This window comes from Nocardia sp. NBC_01329 (assembly GCF_035956715.1).
Lineage (GTDB): Bacteria > Actinomycetota > Actinomycetes > Mycobacteriales > Mycobacteriaceae > Nocardia.
The window spans coordinates 1069548-1092124 of sequence record NZ_CP108381.1; the positions used below are offsets into that span (position 1 = coordinate 1069548).

Sequence of the window (22577 nt, forward strand, 5' to 3'; positions counted from 1 at the left end):
GTACCACTCGTCGAGCGGCTCCTCAGCGTGCCGTGGCCTGCTCGGCGAGTTGTTGTGCGGCCGCCCGGACCGAGGCCGGAGCGTCGTGCTCGCCGGTCATGGAGTAACTGATGATCGCGCCTTCGTGCAGACTGAGCAGTTGCACCGCGAGCCGGTCCGCTGCCGCCGCTCCCGCGGCGGCGGCATGGTCCCGGAAGAAGTCGCGCAACCAGGTCTTCTCGGCGACGACCACCTGTCGGCCCGGATGATCGGGTTCGGGCAGTTCCGCGAAAGCATTGATGAAACCGCATCCTCTGCTGCTGCCCGGCAGCCATTCGGGGAGAACGTCGAAGGGCGTCAGTAGCCGCCGGATAGGGTCGGTCTCTCCGGCGAGGTGCGCGTCGATGCGTGCGCGCCAGCGGCGGTCGCGATCTTCGAGGTAGGTCACCAGCAGGCCGTCCTTGGACCCGAAGCGGTCGTAGAGGGTCCGCTTCGTGACGCCGGATTCGGCCGCGATGGTATCGACACCGACGGCGTGGATACCGCGCGTGTAGAACAGCTCGGCGGCGGTGTCCAGAATGCGCCGGGCCGCGGGGGTCAGCTTGGTTTCCGTCTTGTTCGCGATACCGGACATGACCAACTCCTTGCCTTCACAGATCTGTATACCTATCTTAGAGGAATCGGAACTTTACAGATCTGTGTAGTGGAGGGTGTTGTGCAGCGGATGATGCAAGGTCTGGCCCGGTTCGCTCGCGATTTCGCGTACGGGGTACACGCCGGCCACGGAATACGACACGGTGTGCCGAATGCGAACGGACGCGGGACGCGGCGGTGCATGACGTCGTCTCCGGTCGCGTCGAACCCGTGCGACCCGAGCTCGTTCGCGGCGGGCCCGGCAGTCGGTGAGGTCGCTGGGGGCTACTCGGATGAACCGGGAGCCGTGAGTGCGCTATCGGATATCCCGGTGTCGAAACCGGCGTCCGTCAGAAGTTTCCTCGGGTAAAGGGCGAGTCGGGCGGCCGCACCGGTATCGAATGCCTCGGCTCCGGTCTCGTCCGGTGTGTCCTGCATGAACGCGAGCGGGTCGCTGAGCTTGCCGCTCTGGTGCATCACCGCGGCTTTTTCGGTGCTCCGGCCGATGACGGCAACTCGCTCGCCACGTTCGAGGAACGTCGTCGCCAGTCCCCGGCCTATCCCGTCGGTCCCTCCGGTGATCACCACAGTTTCACGGCATGCTCCGTTCGGTCGTTGGAGCGAACCGCAGAGATCAATATTTCAGACTTGCCAGTCTAGTGCTACAGGCCGATATTCTGGTTCGGAGGGGCCGGAAATGTCAACTGAAGGGTCTAGAATCAGCGATATGACCCCGGCTTCTGCACGTGCCCGCGGCCGTATCGACAAACAGCAGGCGATTCTCGACGCCGCCTTCGTGGTGTTCACGCATACCGGATACGCGCAGGCCCGAATGGACCAGATCGCGGCTGCCGCCGGCGTCGCCAAAGCCACCGTCTACAGCCATTTCGGTGACAAGGAAGAGGTTTTCCGCCGCGCGGTGCGATCACTGTCGGACACCGCGCTGGCAGCCAACTCGGCGGTGGTCGAGCGGCTGGCCGAACCGGGCGCGGACCTCGAGTCCCTGCTGTTGGAGGTGGGCGGCGCCCTGGTTCGGTGCTACTGCGCGCCGGAATCGCGGGCATTGCGCCGACTTGTCTGTGCCGAGGCCGGACAGTTCCCTGACCTGCCCGATCTCGTCGACGATGTGGCCGATCGGGTCGGTCGCGCACTGGCGGACCGGCTCGCACGCCTGGCGCTCGCCGGTTCGTTGCGGATCGACGATCCCGACCTCGCGGCTGCGCAGTGGATGGCGCTGCTCACGGGCCCGCTGCGGGCGCGCCAGGTGTTCGGCGACACGTCGCCCTCGGAGGCGGAGCTGGACAGGGTGGCCGCCGCCGCTGTGCGAACCTTCCTGGCGGCTTTCGGTCCGTGAGCGTTCCTGCTGTTACTTGTGCGGAACTCCGGTGACCAGACCGCCGTCCAGGCCCGACCCGCACAACCCGGTGGGTCCTACCGGGTGGAGATCACCGGCGAACCCGCCTACGCGGTGGATATCTGCCCGTCCAGTCGTCACGGCGACCACAACTACGCGGCGATCCTGGCCGGTGTCGGCCGGGTGGTCAACGCCATACCTGCCGTCGTGGCCGCCGAACCGGGTATCCGAACCACCGGTGACCTGCCGTTGTACACGGGCCCCGGGCTGGCCGATTCCGCCTGACCGTGGAATCCTTCCGGCTGATTCGGCGGCGATCCGGTGACGCACCTAAGCTCGGATGGCGGAGCGTGCGAGCCACTGGCTCGGCGCCGAACCCCCAGGGAAGGTGCGCTTGTATGTATGAGCCCGAACGGTCCGGTCCGCGTGAACCGAACCTGACCGAACTGCGCGAACGGGCCGCGCACGGCGATTCCGATGCCGTCGCGCAACTGTTGGATATCGGGGACGAACGCACCGATGCCGTGGACCTGAGCGGGTACGACCTCGGCGTGGACACCGAGCACGGCGCCGAGGCCGACAAGTAGCCGCCCGGCCCCGCGAACGCCGCCCGCGACCCGGCCGGAATACCGATCCGTCGGTACTCCGGCCGGGTCGCTTGTAGGGTGGGTCGACATGGGAACCGCTCCGGCTGTCACACCGGAGCGAACGTCTATCCGTAACCAGGCCACACCCCCGGCGCGAATCGGCGCCGGACTGCGGAGCCGGTGGCGAGCCCCGGGAACGACCGTGCTCTGGGCGGCGGCGGTGCTCATCGCGATCCAACTCGGCGTCCGCGCGTGGGTGACCGTTCACGGTTACTTCTACTGGGACGATCTGATCCTGGCCGGTCGCGCCGGGACTCTCCCGCTACTGTCCGGGGATCTGCTGCTGCACGATCACGACGGGCATTTCATGCCGCTGGCCTTTGCGGTGTCCTGGCTGGTCACGGCCATCGCGCCGCTCGATTGGGGAGTAACCGCGGCAGTCCTGCTCCTCAGCCAGTCGGCAGCCTCGCTGGCGGTACTGCGCATGCTGCTGGTGCTGCTCGGACGGCGCCGAGCCCTGCTGGTTCCGCTGGCGTTCTATCTGTTCTGTCCGCTGACGTTGCCGGCGTTCGCATGGTGGTCGGCCGCGCTCAACGCGCTGCCTCTGCAGTTCGCACTCGCCTGGGTGGTGGCCGATGCGGTGCTGCTGGACCGCACCGCACGCCGCCGGTACGCGATCTCGGGTGTCGTGGTCACGACTGTGGGACTGTTGTTCTTCGAGAAGGCGGTCATCGTTGCGTTCGTGGCGTTGGCCGTGGTGCTGTTGCGGCGCTGTGTCGACGGCCGGGGCCTCGGCGTGCGGGAGGTACTGCGACGCGGAGCGGGTCTCTGGGGCGGCACCGCCGCGGTACTCGCGCTGTGGGCTGTGTTCTATCTGGCCGCGGCCGGCGTATCGAGCAGTGCGGGCGGTTCGGGCGATCTGGCTCAGATGCTGCCCCGGGCAGCCTGGGCCGGTCTGGTGACCGCGTTGCTGGGCGGGCCGTGGGGCTGGGAACGGTGGGTGCCCTCCGCGCCGTGGGCGGTCGCACCGAGCTGGGCGGTGTGGGTGGCGTGGTTGTTACTGGGCGTCGGGGTTCTACTGACGATCCGGGCCCGCCGGGCGGTATGGCCGGTCTGGCTCGCGGCGGCGGTGTACGTACCCGCGGTGCAGATCCCCGTGGTGCTGATGCGTGCCGGCCCGAACACCGTCGACGAACTCATGATGTCGCTGCGCTATCTGGCGGATACCGCAGTGGTCCTCACCGCCGCGGGTGCGCTCATATTGCGGGCCTTCGCACGGACGACGAGCGGCGCCGCGGCCGATCCCGGGGTCGGCGGTGATCGCGGGGCCTGGTGGCGTGGGCCGGTACCGGTGACTCTCGTGGTCGCGGTGTTCGTATCGAGCAGCCTCTGGTCGACCTGGAGTTTTTCCCGCAGCTGGTCCGAGGGGCCGACGAAAAACTATGTGGCCACAGTGAAATCGGAATTCGCGCACTGGGACGGGTCACCGCTGCTCCCGCAGGAAGTGCCGTGGAACGTGCTGAACCCGACCGCCTACCCGGAGAACGAGGCCGGCCGGGTGTTGTCTTCGATCGCCCCGCCCGGTGCCTTCGCCGCGGCCACCGATCACCTGCGCATGATCACCGACACCGGGGAATTCGCCGATGCCCGGGTCTGGTGGAACCGCGGAATCCTGCCGGGACCGGAACCGGGTTGCGGTTATCGGATCGGCGGTGCGCAGTCGGTCCGCATCCCACTGGACGGCCCTATGATCGCCCACGAATGGACGGCCCAGCTGAACTATTTCGCCGACCGCGACGCGATGCTCACGGTGGGTTTGGAACGCGGCGACCGAGCCGACGCTCCGGTGCGAGCGGGTGCGAATACGGTCTACGCGCGGGTCACCGGCAGCGGTTCGGCGCTGATCATCCGGAACCGGACGCCGGGATCGGTGGTGTGCCTGGGTACGGGCCCGGTCGGAGTCGCGGCGTACTCGTAGTTGATCGGCGACGGTGTATCCGGGGCGTCCGTACCTCCGCTGCCGGTCCTACCCGGCGCGACGAATGCTCGGATCGGCCTCCGCTATCCGGAACTCTCCGCGCGGCGGCCCGGGGTCGCTGCTCCGCCACCGGCCGCACCGAATGGCCGGCCCCGGCCACCCGGGCCGCCCATCAGGGCCGGCCGGGGAACGCTACGGTTGCGGGCGCGATTCCGGCGGCCGTCTGCCAGACGGCGCGTCGTCCGGCGGATTCGGTCAGCGCCTCCACACCCGTGCGCCGGGTCGTCTCCGTGGCCGCGCTTTCCACGACCGCGCGCCAGGCCACCGCGGTATCGGTCTCCACCACAATGGCCAGCTGCGCGGCCGACGCGGGATCGATCACCTCGATGGGAACGGTGTAGGCGGGCTCCGCCGGTGGGGCGTCGGCTCCGCCGGCGGTGAGCAGGTCGGCGGTGGCATCGCGGCGGGCGCGATGCGCGGCAGTGTGCTCATTGACCGTCCGCCGCCGTTCCGGACTCGTGTGGGCCGCGATCACGCCGTAGGCGTAGATCGCCGCGTATTCGGCGTCGAGTGCTCCGCGCAACGCCTGCTGTTCGGCACCGCTCATACCAGCAACACCCCCGTCTGGACCGCGCAGGCGGCGCTGATCGAAGCGAGCAGCCCGGCTCGGTAGCCGGACTGGGTGACGGCCAGATCGGCCGCGGCCCGCTGCGAAGCGGACAGCTGATCGCGCAGGGTGGCGATACTCGGTGGTGCGTCGGGGACCGGCGTGGTGGTGGGTGCCGGGGTGCGCACGGCGGGGGTCGTGCCGTCGCCGTAGATACCGATCGCCCGATCGATCTCGGTGCGCAGCGCCTGCGCGTGCGCGGTGCGCTCGGCGGCGACAGTGGTGAGCGCATCGGTGCGCTGCGGATCGATCGCGATGGCGGCCGTGGCTGCGGCGGCGTCGCTCCGGGCCGAGAACTCGTGCGCGACAAGCACATCCGGTTCGGTGATCGGGTTCTCGGCACACGCGACGAGCGCCCCGGTGGCGAACAGTCCGACCGTACCGCCGCCCGCGACCCGTAGCGCTGTACGGCGATTCACGCGGCGGTCGCCGCCGTACCGGTCGGAGGAGGGGCCGCGGGGACACCCGGCCGCGGGCCGGTCGGTAACGCGCTCGGTCACCGGACCATCGTGCCAGACCGGTGGCATCACCCCGGTACGGGCACCACCGGGTGGACTTACCGCCGACCGCTGGTCCTTTACCTTCTCGGGGCGCGTTACGCTAGGTCACCGGCACATAAATATTCCGTCCGCGTGACAACTGAACCAGGAGCTGCCCATATGCCCATGCCGACCGAGGAGAGGGTGAGCCGGCTCGTCGCCGGACTCGTCGCCGGTCGAGGATTCGATCTCGAGGGTGTCGAGGTTTCGACCGCGGCGGGGCAGACCCGGGTGCGGGTAGTCGTGGACAGTGACCGCAGCGCCGATCTGGACACCATCGCGGAGCTCAGCGCGCAGGTGTCGGCTTGTCTGGACGAAGCGGACGACGAATTCGAGGCCGCCCGATATCTGCTCGAGGTGACCACGCCCGGAATCGACCGGCCGCTCACGGCCCCCCGGCATTGGCGCCGCGCTCGCGGGCGCAGGGCCGAGATCGCGTTGAAGCCGGGTGTCGCGCCACCGGAGCCCGCCCTGCCGGCGCAGTTCACCGCGCGGATCGGGGCTCTCGACGGCGACAGGATCGCGCTGGTGCTGGGCGGAAGGCCCGGACCGCGCCTGGTGACCGTCGGTCTGGAGGATATCGACCGCGCCGTGGTGGAGGTGGAGTTCTCCCCGCCGAACGCTCGTGAACTCGAACTGGCCGGGGGCGTCGCCGCCGGCCGCCCACCCGCGGGAGCGGACGCCGCGGATCTCACCGGAACTGTTGTCGCCGCGTCCGATTCGACCGAAGGGACCATGGAATGAACATCGAAATCGAAGCCCTGCGCGCGATTGTCGCGGACAAGGGGATCTCGATCGAGACCGTGATCTCCGCGATCGAGTCCGCCTTGCTCACCGCCTACAAGCACACCGAGGGCCATCAGGCCAACGCCCGGGTCGAGATCAACCAGCGCACCGGTCTCGTGCGGGTGCTGGCCACCGAGCTCGACGCCGACGGCAATGTGATCTCCGAATGGGACGACACCCCTGAGGGTTTCGGCCGGATCGCCGCCACCACCGCTCGGCAGGTCGTGCTGCAGCGCCTGCGGGATGCCGAGAACGAGAAGTCCTTCGGCGAGTTCTCCACCCACGAGGGCGATATCGTCGGTGGGGTGGTGCAGCGCGACGCGCGTGTCAATGCCCGTGGCACCGTGGTGGTCCGGATCGGCAGCGAACTGCACGGCACGGAGGGGCTGATCCCGTCCGCCGAGCAGGTGCCCGGGGAGAGCTACGAGCACGGCGACCGGATCAAGTGTTATGTGGTGGGGGTCTCGCGTGGTCAGCGTGGTCCGCAGATCACACTGTCGCGGACGCACCCCAATCTGGTCCGGCGCCTGTTCGCGCTGGAGGTACCGGAGATCGCGGACGGATCGGTGGAGATCGTGGCAGTGGCCCGGGAGGCGGGGCACCGCTCCAAGATCGCGGTCCGTTCCACCGTCTCCGGAGTGAACGCGAAGGGCGCCTGTATCGGCCCGATGGGACAGCGGGTGCGCAATGTGATGAGCGAGCTGGCCGGCGAGAAGATCGACATCATCGATTACGCCGAAGATCCGGCGACCTTCGTGGGTAACGCACTCTCGCCATCGAAAGTGGTTTCCGTCACAGTTGTGGACCCGGATGCCCGGGCCGCCCGCGTCGTCGTCCCGGATTTCCAGCTCTCGCTGGCGATCGGCAAGGAGGGGCAGAACGCTCGCCTCGCGGCCCGGCTCACCGGCTGGCGGATCGATATCCGCAGCGACGCGGCCCCGGACGCCGGCGGGACGGTGCGGACGGAGGCGCATCGCCGGTGACGTCCGAACGTGGATCGGCCGCCGCGCGGTCGCGGTCCGGCGACCAGCGATCACGTCGCACCGACGCGCCCCACGCGACATCATCGGGGGCGGGGTTGGAGGGCACCGATCGGTCAGCGGTAGAGTGGTGCGAGGTTCGGTCCGAGTCTTCGGTTACCGCACACGAACGTGATGGTGAGTCGGCGGCGCTTCGGCGCCCGGCGGCCCCGGTGCGGACGTGCGTCGGTTGCCGAAAACGCGAACCGGTCCCCGAACTGCTGCGGATCGTGGCGTGCGGGTGTTCGACCGGAAACGGTGCGGACGCTGTCACGATCGTTCCCGATCCACGGCGCAGACTTTCCGGACGGGGTGCGTGGCTGCACCCCTTTTCGGCTTGTCTGAGCACAGCGGTACGGCGCCGAGCGATCGGCAGAGCACTACGAGTGTCCGGACATCTGGATATCTCAGCCGTTGAGCATCACCTCGAGAACAGGCACGAGCACTCATGAGCACACCGTGAAGTCCCAACGATGAACGTCCATCGGAGTTAACCCGAGGTCGTGCGGGTCCCCGCCAGCAGGCGGGAGGCGCTGCTCGACCTCTCAGTGAGGAGAGCAGTGGCAGGCAAGGCCCGCGTGCACGAGTTGGCCAAAGAACTCGGTGTCACCAGCAAAGAACTACTCGCGAAGCTCAAGGAGCAGGGCGAGTTCGTGAAGTCCGCTTCGTCGACGGTGGAAGCACCCGTCGCGCGCCGGCTCCGCGAATCGTTCGCGGCGAAATCAGCGCCCGCGAAATCCGGATCCAACGGGTCCAAGTCCTCCGCGCGCCCCGGTCCGTCGACCGCGGCGAAACCCGCGGCGCCCGGTCCACGTCCCGGCCCGCGGAATCCCGCGGCTCCGAGTCCGGCCGATACCACGCCGACCGCCGAGTCCGCCGCGGCTCCGGCCGTCGGTAACGCCCCGAGGCCCGCTGGTCCGCGTCCCGGCCCTGCGGCGAAACCGGGTCCGGCTCCCGTCCGTGAACCGGCACAACCCCAGGCCCAGGCACAACCCCAGGCACAGGCACAGGCACCGGCACCGGCAGCCGAGCAGGCAGCCCCCGGTACGCGTCCGGCTGACGGTGGCGCGCGTCCCGGTCAGCCGCGTCCGGCCGCTGCCGGCCAGAGCCCGGCCCGCCCGGGACCCAAACCCGGCCCCAAGACCCCGCGCGTCGGCAACAACCCGTTCTCGTCGGCGCCCGAACGTGAGCGTCCGAGCCCACGTCCGCAGCCGGGCGCCCGCCCGGCTCCGGGCCAGGGTGGCCCGCGTCCGGGTCCGGCGCAGGGTGGTCCGCGCCCGCAGGGCGGTCCCCGTCCCGGCCAGAACGCCCCGCGTCCCGGCCCCGGTGGCGCGCGTCCCCCGGCCGGTCAGGGTGGTCCCCGTCCCGGCGGTCCGCGTCCGAGCCCGAACTCCATGCCGCCACGTCCGACCCCGGGTGCGATGCCGCAGCGTTCGGCCCGTCCGGGCCCGGCCGCCGGTGGTCGTCCCGGTCGTCCCGGTGGCGGTCCCGGTGGCGGCGGCGGTGGTCGTCCCGGTGGCGGTGGCGGCGGCGGTGGTTACCGCGGTGGCGGCGGCGCTCCCGCGGGCACCGGTGCTCCCGCCGGTGGTGGCGGTTTCCGCGGTCGTCCCGGTGGTGGCGGTGGCCGGCCGGGCGGTCCCGGTGGCCGCGGTGGCGCGGCCGGTGCGTTCGGCCGTCCCGGTGGCGCGCCCCGGCGTGGTCGCAAGTCGAAACGGCAGAAGCGCCAGGAATACGATTCGATGCAGGCCCCGTCGGTCGGCGGCGTGCGGTTGCCCCGTGGCAACGGTGAGGTGATCCGCCTCGCTCGCGGTGCGTCGCTGTCCGATTTCGCGGAGAAGATCGACGCCAACCCGGCCGCCTTGGTCCAGGCGCTGTTCAACCTGGGCGAGATGGTCACCGCGACCCAGTCGGTCAACGACGAGACCCTCGAGCTGCTCGGCGGCGAGATGAACTACGTCGTGCACGTGGTCAGCCCCGAGGACGAGGACCGGGAGCTGCTGGAATCGTTCGACCTGACCTACGGCGAGGACGAGGGCGGCGAGGACGAGCTCGAGCAGCGTCCGCCGGTGGTGACCGTCATGGGTCACGTCGACCACGGTAAGACCCGACTGCTGGACACCATCCGCAAGACCAACGTCCGTGAGGGCGAGGCCGGCGGTATCACCCAGCACATCGGTGCCTACCAGGTACCGACCCATCTCGGCGATGCCGAACGGCTCATCACCTTCATCGACACCCCGGGTCACGAGGCGTTCACCGCCATGCGTGCCCGTGGTGCGAAGGCCACCGATATCGCGATCCTGGTGGTCGCCGCCGACGACGGCGTGATGCCGCAGACGGTGGAGGCGATCAACCACGCGCAGGCAGCCGATGTGCCGATCGTGGTGGCGGTCAACAAGATCGACAAGGAAGGCGCGAACCCGGAGAAGATCCGGCAGCAGCTGACCGAGTACAACCTCGTGGCCGAGGAGTACGGCGGCGACACCATGTTCGTCGACATCTCCGCCAGGGAGAACATCAACATCGAGGCCCTGCTCGAAGCCGTGCTGCTCACCGCGGACGCGGCCCTCGATCTCCGGGCCAACCCGGACCAGGACGCCCAGGGTGTAGCAATCGAGGCGCATCTGGACCGCGGTCGCGGCCCGGTCGCCACGGTGCTCATCCAGCGCGGCACGCTGCGGGTCGGCGACTCGATCGTGGCGGGCGACGCCTACGGCCGCGTCCGCCGCATGGTGGACGAGCACGGCGCCGATGTCGAGGCGGCTCTGCCGTCGCGTCCGGTGCAGGTCATCGGTTTCACCTCGGTACCCGGCGCCGGCGACAACCTCCTCGTCGTCGACGAGGACCGGATCGCCCGCCAGATCGCCGACCGGCGCAATGCGCGTAAGCGCAACGCACTGGCCGCGCGCAGCCGCAAGCGGATCAGCCTGGAAGATCTGGATGCCGCGCTGAAGGAAACCAGCGAGTTGAACCTCATCCTCAAGGGTGACAACTCCGGTACCGTCGAGGCGCTCGAAGAAGCCCTGCTCGGGATCCAGATCGATGACGAGGTCCGGCTGCGGGTCATCGACCGCGGTGTCGGTGGCGTCACCGAGACCAACGTCAACCTGGCGTCGGCGTCCAACGCGATCATCATCGGGTTCAATGTCCGGGCCGAGGGCAAGGCGACCGAACTCGCCAACCGCGAAGGCGTGGACATCCGGTACTACTCGGTGATCTACCAGGCCATCGACGAGATCGAGAGCGCGCTCAAGGGCATGCTCAAGCCCATCTACGAAGAGGTGGAACTGGGCCGGGCCGAGATCCGCGCCATCTTCCGCTCCTCGAAGATCGGTCTCATCGCCGGCTGCATGGTCACCTCGGGCAGCGTCAAACGCAATGCCAAGGCCCGCCTGCTGCGCGACAACATGGTGATCGCCGAATCCACGACGATCAGCTCGCTGCGCCGCGAGAAGGACGATGCACCCGAGGTCCGTGAGGGCTTCGAGTGCGGTATGACGCTGACCTACTCCGATATCAAGGAAGGCGACATCGTCGAGGCTTACGAGTTGCGCGAGAAGCCGCGCGACTGACGTGTCAGGGCCGGACGGGATCCACCGTCCGGCCCGGCCATCGATATCGGCAACGCAGCGGCGATACCCGCCCACACGGGCGGTATCGCCGGGCCGAAAGTCGCTACAACCGGGGAGGTCGTGTGTACCTGGGTGCACTCGAATTCGACATTCTGCTGGGTGATGTGCACTCGTTGAAGGAGAAGCGTTCGGTGATCCGGCCGATCCTGGCCGAACTCCAGCGTTTCGGGGTGAGCACCGCCGAAGCGGGGGAACACGACCGATACCGACGCACCCTGCTCGGGGTGGCGATGGTGTCGGCCGGAACGGACCATCTGACGGCCGTGCTCGATCGATGCGAGCGACATGTCGCGGCACGTCCGGAGTTACAGTTGCTGGCAGTACGCCGGCGCGTCTTCGGACCCGAGGACTGACCGGCCGCGAGTGATATCAGCGGTGGACGCGGTCCGTGCGGCAGCGTTGTCGCACGGACGGTCCCACCGTCGCTGAAAAGGAAAGGAGCGGCCATGGTGGATCAAGCCAGGGCACGCCGGCTCGCCAAGCGGATCTCCGCGATCGTGGCCACGGCAATCGAATACGAGATCAAAGATCCGCGCTTGCGTTTCGTCACCGTCACCGATGCGCGGGTGACCGGGGATCTGCACGATGCGACCATCTTCTACACGGTGATGGGTGAAACCGTCGACGCCGAACCCGACTACCCGGCTGCGGCCGCCGGCCTGGAGAAGGCCAAAGGGGTGTTGCGTTCCAAGGTGGGTGCCGGTACCGGGGTGAAGTTCACGCCCACCTTGAGTTTCGTGCTCGATACCGTGCCCGATGCGGCGCGGCAGATGGAGGATCTGCTGGCCCGGGCCCGGGCCGCCGACGACGAAGTCGCGCGGGTGGCCGCCGAGGCATCCCCCGCGGGCGACGCCGACCCGTACAAGACACCACGAGACGACGACTGAGTCGCGGCAGATATGACCACAGCCGGTCCCGCTGTCGATTTCACCGCGGCCGTCGGGGCGCTGGAAAGCGCGCGTTCGGTGACTGTCCTGTGCCATATCCAGCCCGACGCCGATACCCTGGGCAGCGGTCTGGCGCTGGCGGCGGTACTGGACCGCCGCGGCGTGCCGGTGCGGGTGTCCTTCGCCGAGCCTGCGGAGCCGGCCGCGGGGCTGCGTACGCTGCCGGGGTTGCGGTTCCTCGTTCCACCCGCCGAGGTGCCCGCCGAGGTCGATCTGCTGGTCACGGTGGACTGTGGGAGTGCGGGGCGGCTCGGCGCACTCGCCGACCGGGTGCCCGGGGCGGCCCGGACCCTGGTGATCGACCATCATCGGTCCAACACCCGGTTCGGGGAGATCAATCTGATCGATCCCGATGCGGTATCCACCGCCAGTGTCATCACGGCGTTGCTGGACGCCTGGGGGGAACCGATCGACGCCGATATCGCCCACTGTCTGTTCGCCGGCCTGGCCACCGACAGCGGTTCCTTCCGCTGGGTGACACCCGGCACGCACGCACTGGCCGAACGGCTGCTGGCCACCGGTATCGACGGCGCCGCCATTACGCGCACCCTGATGGACACCCACCCCTTCGAGTGGTTGCAGATGCTGTCCACTGTGCTCGGCTCCGCCCGACTCGACCGTGCGGCGCATGGCGGGACCGGACTGGTCGCCGCGTTCGTCCTGGCCGCAGACCTCGCGGAGGTGCGTCAGGAAGAGGCCGAGAGCGTCGTCGATATCGTCCGCGCGACGGCAGAGGCCGGAATCGCGGCGGTGTTCAAGGAAGCCCGTCCCACCGACGAGCGTCGGCGGTGGACTGTTTCGCTGCGATCCAGGGACAGCGGCCCCGGTACCGATGACGGCGCCGATGTGGCCGCAGTCGCGACGGATCTCGGCGGCGGTGGCCACCGCTACGCGGCCGGGTACACCACCTACGGTGAGCCGGCGGAAATTCTGGCGCAGCTCCGTGCTGCCCTGGGCTAGCGTACGAGCGGGCGACGGTAGGTGTCAGTGAGTCGCTACACCCGGTTCCCGGTGCGGATCGGGTAGCGCGTGGGGCGAGTACGGACGGAAAGCGAACGATGCACACGGAGGTGACCGGGCCACCGGCCCCAGCGGTGGAGTCCGGACCGCGCCGGATCCTGGGCCTGGCACTGCCGACGCTAGGTGTGCTGGTGGCCGAACCGGTCTATCTGCTGTTCGATCTCGCCGTGGTGGGCAGGTTGGGAGCGCTGGCACTCGCGGGGTTGGCCGTCGGGGGCCTGGTTCTCGCTCAGGTCAGTTCGCAGTTGACCTTCCTCGCCTACGGTACGACTGCCCGGTCGGCGCGTCGGCACGGCGCGGGGGACGATCCCGGTGCGGTCGAAGAGGGCGTGCAGGCGAGCTGGCTGGCCGGTGCCATCGGATTGGCGATAGTGCTGGTCGTGCAGGTGGCCGCGGTCCCTGTCGTCGGCGCCGTCGCCGGGGATGCGGAGATCGCCGCCGAGGCGCTGGCATGGCTGCGGATCGCGGTGTTCGGGGTACCGCTGATCCTGCTGTCCATGGCTGGGAACGGCTGGATGCGGGGCCTGCAGCAGACGCGGCGGCCGCTCACCTATGTGATCCTCGGCCTGGGACTGTCGGCGGTGCTGTGCCCGTTTCTCGTGCACGGCCTCGCCGGGTTGCCGCGGCTCGGGCTGCCCGGTTCGGCGGTGGCCAACGTGATGGGCCAGGCGGTGACCGGCGTGCTGTTCGTGAGCGCGCTGCTCCGGGCACAGGTGCCACTCGCGCCGCGTCCGTCTGTGATGAAGGCACAGCTGATCCTGGGTCGCGATCTCATCGCCCGCAGCCTCGCCTTCCAGGCATGCTTCGTATCGGCCGCCGCGGTGGCTGCGCGATTCGGGGCGGCATCGGTGGCGGCGCATCAACTCGTTCTGCAGCTGTGGAATTTCCTCGCACTCACCCTCGATTCGCTGGCCATCGCGGCGCAGACGCTGGTCGGGTCGGCACTGGGCGCTCGTAACGCGGCCGGCGCGCGGGCGGTGGCCCGCCGGGTCACCGGATGGTCGGAGGTGTTCGCGCTGGGCCTGGCCGGGTTGTTCGCGGCGGGGGCGGCCCTGCTCCCGCCGCTGTTCACCGATGATGCGGCGGTCCTGGACCGGACCGGGGTGGTGTGGTGGTACTTCGTGGCGATGATCCCGGTGGCCGGTGTGGTGTTCGCGCTGGACGGGGTGCTGCTGGGTGCCGGGGACGCGGCCTATCTGCGGACTACCACGCTGGGGGCGGCGCTTGCCGGTTTCCTGCCGGCGATCTGGCTCTCGCTGGCCTTCGATTGGGGTATCGGTGGAATCTGGTGCGGCCTGATCGCGTTCATGCTGTTGCGGCTGGCGGCGGTGAGCGGGCGGGCGCTATCGGGGCGCTGGATCCGCGTCGGAGCCGACATCCCGTTGTGACCGTGGAATACGGCAGGCGGTCGGGCAGGTCTGTACCGGACCGAACAGGCGATATGCGAAGGTGGGTGTGGTGATACCCAAGTTGATGGCCGTGAGCGATATTCATATCGGTCACCAGGGCAACAAACCGGTGGTCGAGGACATCCGTCCCGATTCTCCGGAGGACTGGTTGATCGTCGCCGGCGATGTCGCCGAACGCAGCGACGATATCCGCTGGGCGCTGAAACTGCTCCGAGAACGGTTCGCCACCGTGATCTGGGTGCCCGGTAACCACGAACTGTGGACCACCGCCAAGGATCCGGTGCAGATGCACGGTGCTGCGCGCTACGACTACCTGGTCTCGCTGTGCCGGGATCTGGATGTGCTCACCCCGGAGGATCCGTTCCCGGTGTGGACCGGGGCGGGTGCGGAAGCCCACGGCGGCGCGGTGACCATCGCCCCGCTGTTCCTGCTCTACGACTATTCGTTCCTGCCCGAAGGGGCGCGCACCAAAGCCGAGGGTCTGGCCATCGCCCGGGAGCGCAATGTCGTGGCCACCGACGAATTCCTGCTCTCGCCGGATCCCTACCTCACCCGCGACGCGTGGTGCGCTGCCCGGCTGCGGGCCACCCGGCGCAAGCTCGACAATCTGCCCGAGGGCACGCCACTGGTGCTGATCAACCATTTTCCCCTGCTACGCGAGCAGACGGATATGCTCTGGTACCCGGAATTCGCACTGTGGTGCGGTACCGAGCACACCGCCGACTGGCACACCCGATACAACGTGTTGTGCGCTGTCTACGGTCATCTGCACATTCCACGGACCACTTTCCACGACGGAGTCCGGTTCGAGGAGGTCTCGCTCGGCTATCCCCGGGAATGGCAGAAACGCGGTATGCCCGACAAACTATTGCGCCAGATCCTGCCCGACCCGGAGTACGCCCCGGGCGATCTGAACGAATGGGGTGGTCATTTCCGGGTGACGCCGGAAATGGCGGCGGCCGCGGCGGAGATGCGCGCCAAGGCACAGCGACGCCGGGGCCTCGAATGAGGGGCCCGGTGGGCTCGGAGCGGCAGCGCGCCGCCGGACGCCGGGACGGTCGAACGCTTGTTGCCGACGGTGGCCGGAGCGCCCAGCGGCACCCGGTCCGCACCCAGTAGGCTCTGCGACGATGATCGAGACAATCCTGCCCGCCGGTGTCGCTTCCTCCGAGTTGCTCGACTATCCGGAGGATCTGAAGCCGCATCCGGCCGAAGCGCATCTCATCGCGAAATCGGTGGACAAGCGGCGCCGTGATTTCATCGGCGCGCGGCACTGCGCCCGCCTTGCCTTGGCCGAGCTGGGCGAGCCGGCGGTGGCGATCGGGAAAGGTGAGCGGGGCGCGCCGGTTTGGCCGCGCGGTATCGTCGGCAGCCTCACCCATTGCGACGGTTTCCGTGGTGCGGCGCTGGCCCATCGGATGCGTTATCGCTCGATCGGGATCGACGCCGAACCGCACGACACTCTTCCGGAGGGTGTGCTGGATTCGGTGAGCCTGCCCGCCGAGCGGGAGTGGTTGCGCACCAGCGATTCCGCACTGCATCTGGACCGGCTGCTGTTCTGTGCGAAAGAGGCCACGTACAAGGCGTGGTTCCCGCTGACCACCCGCTGGCTCGGCTTCGAGGACGCGCACATCACGTTCGCCGTGGCCGAAGCCACCGACACCACGGGATCGGGGACCTTCCGCTCGCAACTGCTGGTTCCCGGGCAGGCCGGTGACGGCGGACTACCGCTGACCTCCTTCGACGGACGCTGGCGGATAACCGGCGGTTTCATCCTGACCGCGATCGCGCACAGCTGATGGCCGATCTGCTGGGCGGTCTGCTGATCGTCGACAAACCAGGTGGACCCACCAGTCACGATATCGTGGCGAAGACGCGGAAACTGTTGCGTACCAAGAAGGTCGGGCATGCCGGCACGCTCGATCCGATGGCCACCGGGGTGCTGGTGCTCGGGGTGGAGCGTGCCACCAAACTGCTGGGGCTGCTCACCCTCACCACAAAGAGCTATACCGCGACGATCCGCCTGGGCCGGTCCACCACCACCGACGACGCGGAGGGCGAGGTGCTCACCACAGCGGCGGCCGGCGGGGTCACCGACGCCGAGATAGCGCGGGTCGTCGCCACCCTCACCGGGGAGATCCAACAGGTTCCGGCCACCGTGAGCGCGATCAAGGTCGACGGGGAACGCGCCTACGCGCGGCATCGTGCCGGTGAAGAGGTGAAACTCGCGGCCCGGCCGGTTACCGTCTCCCGGTTCGACGTTCTGGAACGGCGCGCTCTCCCGGATGACGGACCCGTCGATCTGGATGTGGTGGTCGATTGCTCGTCGGGCACCTATATTCGGGCGCTCGCGCGCGATCTGGGTGCCGCGCTCGGGGTGGGCGGTCATCTGACCGCGTTGCGACGTACCAGGGTCGGGCCGTTCACCCTGGAGCACGCGCGCACGCTGGAGGAACTCGCCGAGGATCCGGCCCCGAGCCTGGATATCGATACCGCGGTGCGGCTGTCCTTTCCGCAGCGCACGATCGGTGCCGCCGAAGCGGAGAAACTGCGGGACGGACGCTGGCTGGAACCGGTCGGACAGGCGGGCGTCTATGCCGCTCTCACCACCGATGACAAGGTGATCGCCCTGCTCCAGGAAAAGGGCGATCGTGCGGCGCCGGTGCTGGTGGTGCGACCGCGTGGGTTGATCGACTGATCGGTCTCGGTCAGCCGGGAATCGGTTCCGCGGCATACCGGGCGCGCAGCCGCTGGACCGCGTCGTCCATATGGTCGCGCAGCAGCTGATGCACCCGCGGCGGGGCGGCCGCTCCGATCGCTTCGCGCAGTGCCACATGCTCCTGCGCCTGTTCGCGCAGGTCCGGGTACGTGGTCTGCAGGGCGCCGAGGCACATCCTGGTTTCGATCAGCAGTGTCCGCGCTGCACGGACCAGCCGGGGGCTACCGGCCGCAGCCACCAGTGACTCGTGGAACTGCCGATCGGCGTCGGAGACCCCCGCGGGATCACCCGCCGCGGCCCGGTCGAGCATCGCCGCGACGCTCGGTGCCAGCGCCTCGTAGGCGATCTCGCGGCGGTCGTCGAGGATCAGGGTGAGGGCCCCGCCCTCGATGGCCGTACGGGACCGGTAGATGTCGACGACGTCGGCGAGCGTCAGTTCGATGACGAAGATCCCGCGGTTGCGGATGCTGTGCAGCAGACCCTCCGACACCAGTCGTTGCATCGCCTCCCGCACCGGTCCCCGGGAAACCCCGAACTGTGCGGCCAGATCGGCCTCGCCCAGCTGCGCCCCCGGTTCCAGTCCACCACGCACGATCGCCTCGCGCAGTTTGTCCGCGATCATCTCGGCGGTGGACCGCTGATTGACCGGCTCGAAATCAACCACCGACATGGGTAGACCTTTCCGCGAACAACGCCCCCAGCGAAGACGATATCGGGGTGGCACCGGCGAGCCGCAATCCTTCCCAGATGGTGACCTGATTCGCGGTGAGTACCGGTTTGCCGAGCGCGGCTTCCAATCGCGGCAGGACCTCGAGCGTGTGCATGGCGGTATCGGGGATCAGCAGCGCCTCCGCGTCGGGATGATCGTTGGCGAGGGCGAGTTCGAGCACCTGCTCGTTGGTGAGGGTGCCGACCTCTGCCGCGGTTTCGATACCGGCGCTGCGGAACGCGACGATCGTGATCCCCGCATCGGCCAGGAAGTCGGCGAACAATCGCGCGACGTCGTCGGGATAACTCGCGGCCACCGCTACCCGGCGTACACCGAGTGCGCGGGCAGCTGCCACAAAGGCGAAACTGGTGCTCGATGCGGGGACACCCGCGGCGTCGGCCAGACCGCGGACCTGTTCCTTCGCCCCGTCGGGGCCGTAGACGAAACTGCCGGAGGTGCAGGCCCAGACGACCGCGTCGGGTTCGTGCGCGGACAGTTGCGCCGCCCCCTTCCGGAGTTTGTCCGGGCTGCCGAGGTCCAGCAACTCGGGCACGGCGTGCAGGTCGGTGCCGTAGATATGGGCGACCGGCAGGCGCGCTCCCAGAATCGACTCCGCGCGTGGGTAGTCGTCCTCGGCGGCATGGTCGGGGTAGATGAAACCGATCGTCGGTACCGGCATGGTGGCTCCGTTCGTGATCCGGGTTCCGTCGGGTGAGGACATGGGTCAGAACACCTCCAGCAGCCACCGGCCGGGACCCATCATGGGCAGTTTCATCCGCCCCAGACAGGCCCACATGGTGAGCTGGTTCGCGGTGATGATCGGCTTGCCCAGCATCTTTTCCAGCGGTTCGATGATGTCGTAGGTGGGCAGATTGGTGCAGCTCACGAAAATCGCCTCGGCCCGGGGGTCGTCGGCACCGATGATGCGTTCGGCGATGGTGCGGTAGTTGACCTTCCAGATACCGCCGCCGAGGCCCAGATGTTCGGATCGGACCACGGAGCATCCGGCTTCGTCGAGAAAGTCGCGTAGTTTGCCGGTGAGGAGTTCGTCGTAGGGAGTCATCACCGAGATCTGCCCGATATTGAGATGCCGTACGGCCTCGAGCAGGGCTCCGGATGTGGTGACCGCGTTCGCGGCGCCGGCTCGGCAGATCGTGTCGCACAGGGACCGTTCGTATTCGATCCCTTTGATGAAACTGCCGGAATTGCACAGGTAGGCGACGACCTCGGGTTCCACGTGCAGCACATTGCGGGTCGCCGCGGTGAGGTGGACGGCATCGGAGACCAGTTCGGCCATGGCCAGCGATACCGGCACCGGCTCGTACGGGGTGCGTGCCAGGTGCAGGCTCACTTCGAGCGGCGCCCAGCGCCATAGCTCGCGCTCCAACGCCAGGTCGAACGGTGCGATGATACCGATGCCCCGTTGCGCGACCGGGCCCTCCATATCGGGAAAATCGAACTCCACTGCGGCCCCTCTCGCACTCAGCCGGGAAGACCTCCGAGAACGATCGGATTGTTGACAATCATACGATGTGACCATACCGTGTCAATATGGAATCGGGCCCAATTGTCACCGTTGTGCACAGTGGCCGACCGCCCGATCCGGCCCTCATGGCGCCGGTGAGTGCGCGGGCCACGGTGCGGTACACCGACTCCGCCGGGCTGGCGGACGCGCTGTCCGGCGCGCAGGTGTTGTTCGTCTACGACTTCCAGACTCCCGCGTTGCCGGAGGCTTGGTCCGCCGCCGACCGGTTGCGCTGGGTGCACGTCGCGGCGACCGGCGTAGATACCGTGCTGTTCCCCGAACTGTGCGCCAGCGACGTGGTCGTCACCAACACCCGGGGTGTTTTCGACACCGCGATCGCCGAATACGTGCTCGGTCAGATCCTCGACTTCGCCAAGGATCTCACCGGCTCCAACCGGCTACAGCAGCAACAGACCTGGCAGCATCGTGAATCCGAGCGTATCGCTGGGTCCACCGCACTCGTCGTCGGGACCGGGGCGATCGGCCGTGCCATCGCCGGACTGCTGCGTGCCACCGGGATGCGGGTGCGCGCGGTCGGTCGCCGAGCCCGTACCGACGATCCGGATTTCGGTGTCGTGACCACCGATCTGTACGCCGAACTTCCGTGCGCCGATTACGTCGTCGCCATAGCCCCGCTCACCGACCACACCCGGCATATGTTCGACGCCCGCGCGTTCGGTGCCATGAAGCCGCACGCTCGTTTCGTCAACGTGGGACGCGGTGAACTGGTGGTGACCGACGATCTCGTCGAAGCGCTGCGGTCCGGTGGGATCGCCGGCGCCGCACTGGACGTGGTGGATCCGGAGCCGCTACCGTCCGGCCATCCACTGTGGACCCTGCCCACCGCGCGCGTCACACCGCACAGTTCCGGTGATTTCGTCGGCTGGCGTGCCGAGATGGTCGCCGCGTTCACCGCCAATTTCGACCGTTGGTCGGCAGGTCGTCCGCTGGACAATGTCGTCGATAAAACGCTGGGGTATGTGCCCGGCTGAAGGAGGGCCCCAGAATGAGCCACCCCGAGACCCCCCGACCGACCGACCCCGTCGAGATGACCGCGGTCGAACTGGTCTCGGCCTACGCCGCCGGGACCTTGTCCCCGGTCGAAGCCACCGAGGCCGTCCTCGCCGCCATCTCCGCGCGCGATTCCGATATCAATGCCTTCTGCCTGGTCGACCCCGACCGGGCGCTGGTGCAGGCCAAGGAATCAGAGGCCCGCTGGCAGTCCGGGCATGTCCGCGGTCTGCTCGACGGTGTCCCGATCTCGATCAAGGACATCTTCCTCACCGAAGACTGGCCCACCCGGCGCGGTTCACTGAGCGTCGGGCCGGAAGGTCCTTGGCCGGTGGACAGTCCGGTGGCCGCGCGGGTGCGCGAGGACGGCATGGTGATGGTCGGCAAGACCACCACGCCCGAGATAGCCTGGAAGGGCGTGACGGACAGCCCGCTCACCGGGATCACCCGCAACCCCGTCGACCCCACCCGCACCGCCGGTGGGTCCTCCGGGGGCAGCGCCGCGGCGGTCGCGGCCGGTATGGGTCCGGTATCGGTCGGCACCGACGGCGGCGGCAGTGTCCGGATTCCGGCATCGTTCTGCGGGATCGTCGGCTTCAAACCCACCCACGGCCGTATCCCACTGTTTCCGGCCAGCCCGTTCGGGCCGCTGGCCCACGGCGGGCCGCTCACCCGCACCGTCGAGGACGCCGCGCTGCTGCTCGATATTCTCGCCTTGGCGGATCCGCGTGATCCCACCGCGCTCGCGCCTACACTGACGACCTTCCGCGGCCAGATCCAGCGCGATGTCCGCGGTGTGACCGCCGCCTACTCTCCGACACTCGGTTACGTGCGACCCGACCCGGAGGTCGAGGCGATCGTTACCGGCGCCGTGCGGGCACTCGAGACCGCCGGGCTTCGTGTTTCGGCCGTCGATCCGGGCTTCTCCGATCCACGGGAGGCATTCGATGTGATGTGGGCCGCGGGCGCCGCGGCCATGCTGGCGAACTTCCCCCCGGGCGCGCGTGACAATGCCGATCCCGGCCTGCGCCGAGTCTGGGAGTACGGGGAAACCCTGACCGCCATCGACTATCTCGACGCTCGTGCCGTCGCCGCGCAGGTGGCGATCACCATGGGTACTTTCCATACGGCCTACGACGTCCTCATCACACCGACGGTCCCGATCCCCGCTTTCGCGGCGGGACACGATGTCCCGCCCGGCAGCGGAATGTCGGACTGGCCGGACTGGACGCCCTACACCTACCCGTTCAACCTCACCCAGCAGCCCGCGCTGAGCATCCCGGCCGGGCAGACGAGCGACGGACTGCCGGTGGGACTGCAGATCGTCGGCCCGCGGCACTCCGATGATCTCGTGCTGGCGGTCGGCCGGTACGCGGAGGCGGTGTTGTCCGCCCGCTGACCCGCACGGCGAGGCATGACATAAGCCCACCCGCCGCGTCGACACGGCGGGTGGGCTTATGCTTCGTTCGGATCGCTCGCCGGGCCTACCCGGGAGCTCGCTCAAGCTCGGGCGAAGGCGAGGGTTTCCCCGGCCACGCCGTGCAACCAGAGGGCGTTGCAGGTGGTGGCCAGTTCGGATAGCCCATCTTCGATGGTGGCGAAGACATTTCCCGGGACCCAGCCGAGGTCGCCGTTGATGAGCAGATTGTTGCGGCCGTAGAAGAGCGCGAGATCGGTGGCGCCCTGATCGTGGTGGGCGGTCGATCCCGGTTCGTACCCGTAGGCGGGGTTGCCTATCTCCCACGGTTCGAAATCGAACAGGCAGACATCACCCGGAATGGGTGTGACCGTGGGGTTCTCCCGGTGCGGGGCGCCCGGGATCCGGGGCACCAGGGTGTACAACTCGTTGCGGGCGTACTTTGCGTGGAAGGCATCGCCTTCCTGGGGAAGGGCTTCCCACACCGCGGCGCAGGTACGCGGCGCCTCGTCGTCGAGCAGCCGCGCGCGGCAGGTGATTCCGGATTTGGTGAGGGTGATCGTGATATAGCGCGCCATCAATCCGTCCTGAGGGTCGTAACGGGCGGGACCGGCTGTGTCCGCCGGTGATATCGGCGGTGTCGCCG

24 protein-coding genes and 1 pseudogene are annotated in these 22577 nt (G+C 68.5%); 17 read left to right on the forward strand and 8 right to left on the reverse strand.

Features of this window, described 5'->3' with window-relative positions; genetic code table 11:
* Nucleotides 1-22: 22 nt before the first annotated feature.
* Together OG405_RS05015 and OG405_RS05020 are read right to left on the reverse strand one after the other, a co-directional pair.
* The gene (locus OG405_RS05015) at nucleotides 23-613 is read right to left on the reverse strand and encodes a TetR/AcrR family transcriptional regulator (protein ID WP_327150458.1); all 591 of its coding nucleotides are present in this window, start codon (nucleotides 611-613) and stop codon (nucleotides 23-25) included.
* Nucleotides 614-897: 284 nt separating this feature from the next.
* Nucleotides 898-1200, reverse strand: a complete 303-nt coding sequence (locus tag OG405_RS05020) for an SDR family NAD(P)-dependent oxidoreductase (RefSeq protein ID WP_327150459.1) — start codon at nucleotides 1198-1200, stop codon at nucleotides 898-900.
* 139 nt (nucleotides 1201-1339) lie between these two features.
* Here OG405_RS05020 and OG405_RS05025 point away from each other — a divergent pair, with 139 nt between their 5' ends.
* From OG405_RS05025 to OG405_RS05040, 4 genes and pseudogenes are all read left to right on the forward strand, one after another.
* Entirely contained in the window at nucleotides 1340-1966 is a 627-nt protein-coding gene (locus OG405_RS05025; protein WP_327150460.1) for a TetR/AcrR family transcriptional regulator, read from the forward strand.
* Nucleotides 1967-2017: 51 nt separating this feature from the next.
* Nucleotides 2018-2251: pseudogene (locus OG405_RS05030) on the forward strand (diacylglycerol kinase); the annotation flags it as partial.
* 113 nt (nucleotides 2252-2364) lie between these two features.
* Entirely contained in the window at nucleotides 2365-2553 is a 189-nt protein-coding gene (locus OG405_RS05035) for a hypothetical protein (protein ID WP_327150461.1), read from the forward strand.
* An 88-nt stretch (nucleotides 2554-2641) separates the two neighbouring features.
* Nucleotides 2642-4531 (forward strand): hypothetical protein, encoded by a 1890-nt coding sequence (locus OG405_RS05040; RefSeq protein WP_327150462.1) that lies wholly within the window; start codon nucleotides 2642-2644, stop codon nucleotides 4529-4531.
* A gap of 172 nt (nucleotides 4532-4703) precedes the next feature.
* Here the strand turns inward: OG405_RS05040 and OG405_RS05045 are convergent, their stop codons facing one another.
* The gene (locus OG405_RS05045) at nucleotides 4704-5138 is read right to left on the reverse strand and encodes a ferritin-like domain-containing protein (protein WP_327150463.1); all 435 of its coding nucleotides are present in this window, start codon (nucleotides 5136-5138) and stop codon (nucleotides 4704-4706) included.
* Nucleotides 5135-5698, reverse strand: a complete 564-nt coding sequence (locus tag OG405_RS05050) for a hypothetical protein (protein WP_327150464.1) — start codon at nucleotides 5696-5698, stop codon at nucleotides 5135-5137. Before OG405_RS05050 ends, OG405_RS05045 begins: the two co-directional genes overlap by 4 nt.
* Before the next feature lie 159 nt (nucleotides 5699-5857).
* On the opposite strand from OG405_RS05050, the gene rimP reads away from it, so the two are divergent.
* From rimP to truB, 11 genes are all read left to right on the forward strand, one after another.
* Entirely contained in the window at nucleotides 5858-6481 is a 624-nt protein-coding gene (gene rimP / locus OG405_RS05055) for a ribosome maturation factor RimP (protein ID WP_327150465.1), read from the forward strand.
* Nucleotides 6478-7506 carry a transcription termination factor NusA gene (nusA, locus tag OG405_RS05060; RefSeq protein ID WP_327150466.1) on the forward strand — a complete coding sequence of 343 codons (1029 nt, stop codon included), beginning with the start codon at nucleotides 6478-6480 and terminating at the stop codon, nucleotides 7504-7506. The genes rimP and nusA overlap by 4 nt, the downstream gene beginning before the upstream one ends.
* 266 nt (nucleotides 7507-7772) lie before the next feature.
* Nucleotides 7773-7994, forward strand: coding sequence for a YlxR family protein (locus OG405_RS05065; protein ID WP_327152217.1), 222 nt, complete (start codon nucleotides 7773-7775; stop codon nucleotides 7992-7994).
* A gap of 108 nt (nucleotides 7995-8102) precedes the next feature.
* Nucleotides 8103-11114: a translation initiation factor IF-2 gene (gene infB / locus OG405_RS05070; RefSeq protein ID WP_327150467.1), complete on the forward strand. Its 3012-nt coding sequence runs from the start codon at nucleotides 8103-8105 to the stop codon at nucleotides 11112-11114.
* Nucleotides 11115-11236: 122 nt separating this feature from the next.
* Complete coding sequence (locus tag OG405_RS05075; RefSeq protein ID WP_327150468.1) at nucleotides 11237-11527, forward strand: DUF503 domain-containing protein; 291 nt, start codon at nucleotides 11237-11239, stop codon at nucleotides 11525-11527.
* Between the two features lie 93 nt (nucleotides 11528-11620).
* Nucleotides 11621-12061: a 30S ribosome-binding factor RbfA gene (gene rbfA, locus OG405_RS05080; RefSeq protein WP_327150469.1), complete on the forward strand. Its 441-nt coding sequence runs from the start codon at nucleotides 11621-11623 to the stop codon at nucleotides 12059-12061.
* A gap of 12 nt (nucleotides 12062-12073) precedes the next feature.
* The gene (locus tag OG405_RS05085) at nucleotides 12074-13081 is read left to right on the forward strand and encodes a DHH family phosphoesterase (protein ID WP_327150470.1); all 1008 of its coding nucleotides are present in this window, start codon (nucleotides 12074-12076) and stop codon (nucleotides 13079-13081) included.
* A 98-nt stretch (nucleotides 13082-13179) separates the two neighbouring features.
* Entirely contained in the window at nucleotides 13180-14529 is a 1350-nt protein-coding gene (locus tag OG405_RS05090) for an MATE family efflux transporter (RefSeq protein ID WP_327150471.1), read from the forward strand.
* Between the two features lie 70 nt (nucleotides 14530-14599).
* Nucleotides 14600-15559, forward strand: a complete 960-nt coding sequence (locus OG405_RS05095; protein ID WP_327150472.1) for a metallophosphoesterase family protein — start codon at nucleotides 14600-14602, stop codon at nucleotides 15557-15559.
* 121 nt (nucleotides 15560-15680) lie between these two features.
* Nucleotides 15681-16349, forward strand: a complete 669-nt coding sequence (gene npt / locus OG405_RS05100; protein ID WP_327150473.1) for a 4'-phosphopantetheinyl transferase Npt — start codon at nucleotides 15681-15683, stop codon at nucleotides 16347-16349.
* On the forward strand, nucleotides 16349-17248 hold the full coding sequence (gene truB / locus OG405_RS05105; protein ID WP_327150474.1) for a tRNA pseudouridine(55) synthase TruB: 900 nt from the start codon (nucleotides 16349-16351) through the stop codon (nucleotides 17246-17248). Before npt ends, truB begins: the two co-directional genes overlap by 1 nt.
* 10 nt (nucleotides 17249-17258) lie before the next feature.
* Here truB and OG405_RS05110 read toward each other — a convergent pair whose 3' ends face one another.
* The 3 genes from OG405_RS05110 to OG405_RS05120 are packed head-to-tail and all read right to left on the reverse strand — an operon-like array spanning nucleotide 17259 to nucleotide 19422.
* Entirely contained in the window at nucleotides 17259-17939 is a 681-nt protein-coding gene (locus OG405_RS05110) for a GntR family transcriptional regulator (protein ID WP_327150475.1), read from the reverse strand.
* Nucleotides 17926-18657, reverse strand: a complete 732-nt coding sequence (locus OG405_RS05115; RefSeq protein WP_327152218.1) for a maleate cis-trans isomerase family protein — start codon at nucleotides 18655-18657, stop codon at nucleotides 17926-17928. The genes OG405_RS05110 and OG405_RS05115 overlap by 14 nt, the downstream gene beginning before the upstream one ends.
* Nucleotides 18658-18702: 45 nt before the next feature.
* A complete protein-coding gene (locus OG405_RS05120; RefSeq protein WP_327152219.1) occupies nucleotides 18703-19422 on the reverse strand; it encodes a maleate cis-trans isomerase family protein in 720 nt (239 codons plus the stop codon).
* 107 nt (nucleotides 19423-19529) lie between these two features.
* On the opposite strand from OG405_RS05120, the gene OG405_RS05125 reads away from it, so the two are divergent.
* Together OG405_RS05125 and OG405_RS05130 are read left to right on the forward strand one after the other, a co-directional pair.
* On the forward strand, nucleotides 19530-20495 hold the full coding sequence (locus OG405_RS05125; RefSeq protein ID WP_327150476.1) for a D-2-hydroxyacid dehydrogenase: 966 nt from the start codon (nucleotides 19530-19532) through the stop codon (nucleotides 20493-20495).
* A 14-nt stretch (nucleotides 20496-20509) separates the two neighbouring features.
* Nucleotides 20510-21913: an amidase gene (locus OG405_RS05130; protein ID WP_327150477.1), complete on the forward strand. Its 1404-nt coding sequence runs from the start codon at nucleotides 20510-20512 to the stop codon at nucleotides 21911-21913.
* Between the two features lie 101 nt (nucleotides 21914-22014).
* Here OG405_RS05130 and OG405_RS05135 read toward each other — a convergent pair whose 3' ends face one another.
* Nucleotides 22015-22509, reverse strand: a complete 495-nt coding sequence (locus tag OG405_RS05135) for a DUF3830 family protein (protein ID WP_327150478.1) — start codon at nucleotides 22507-22509, stop codon at nucleotides 22015-22017.
* Between the last annotated feature and the right edge of the window lie 68 nt (nucleotides 22510-22577).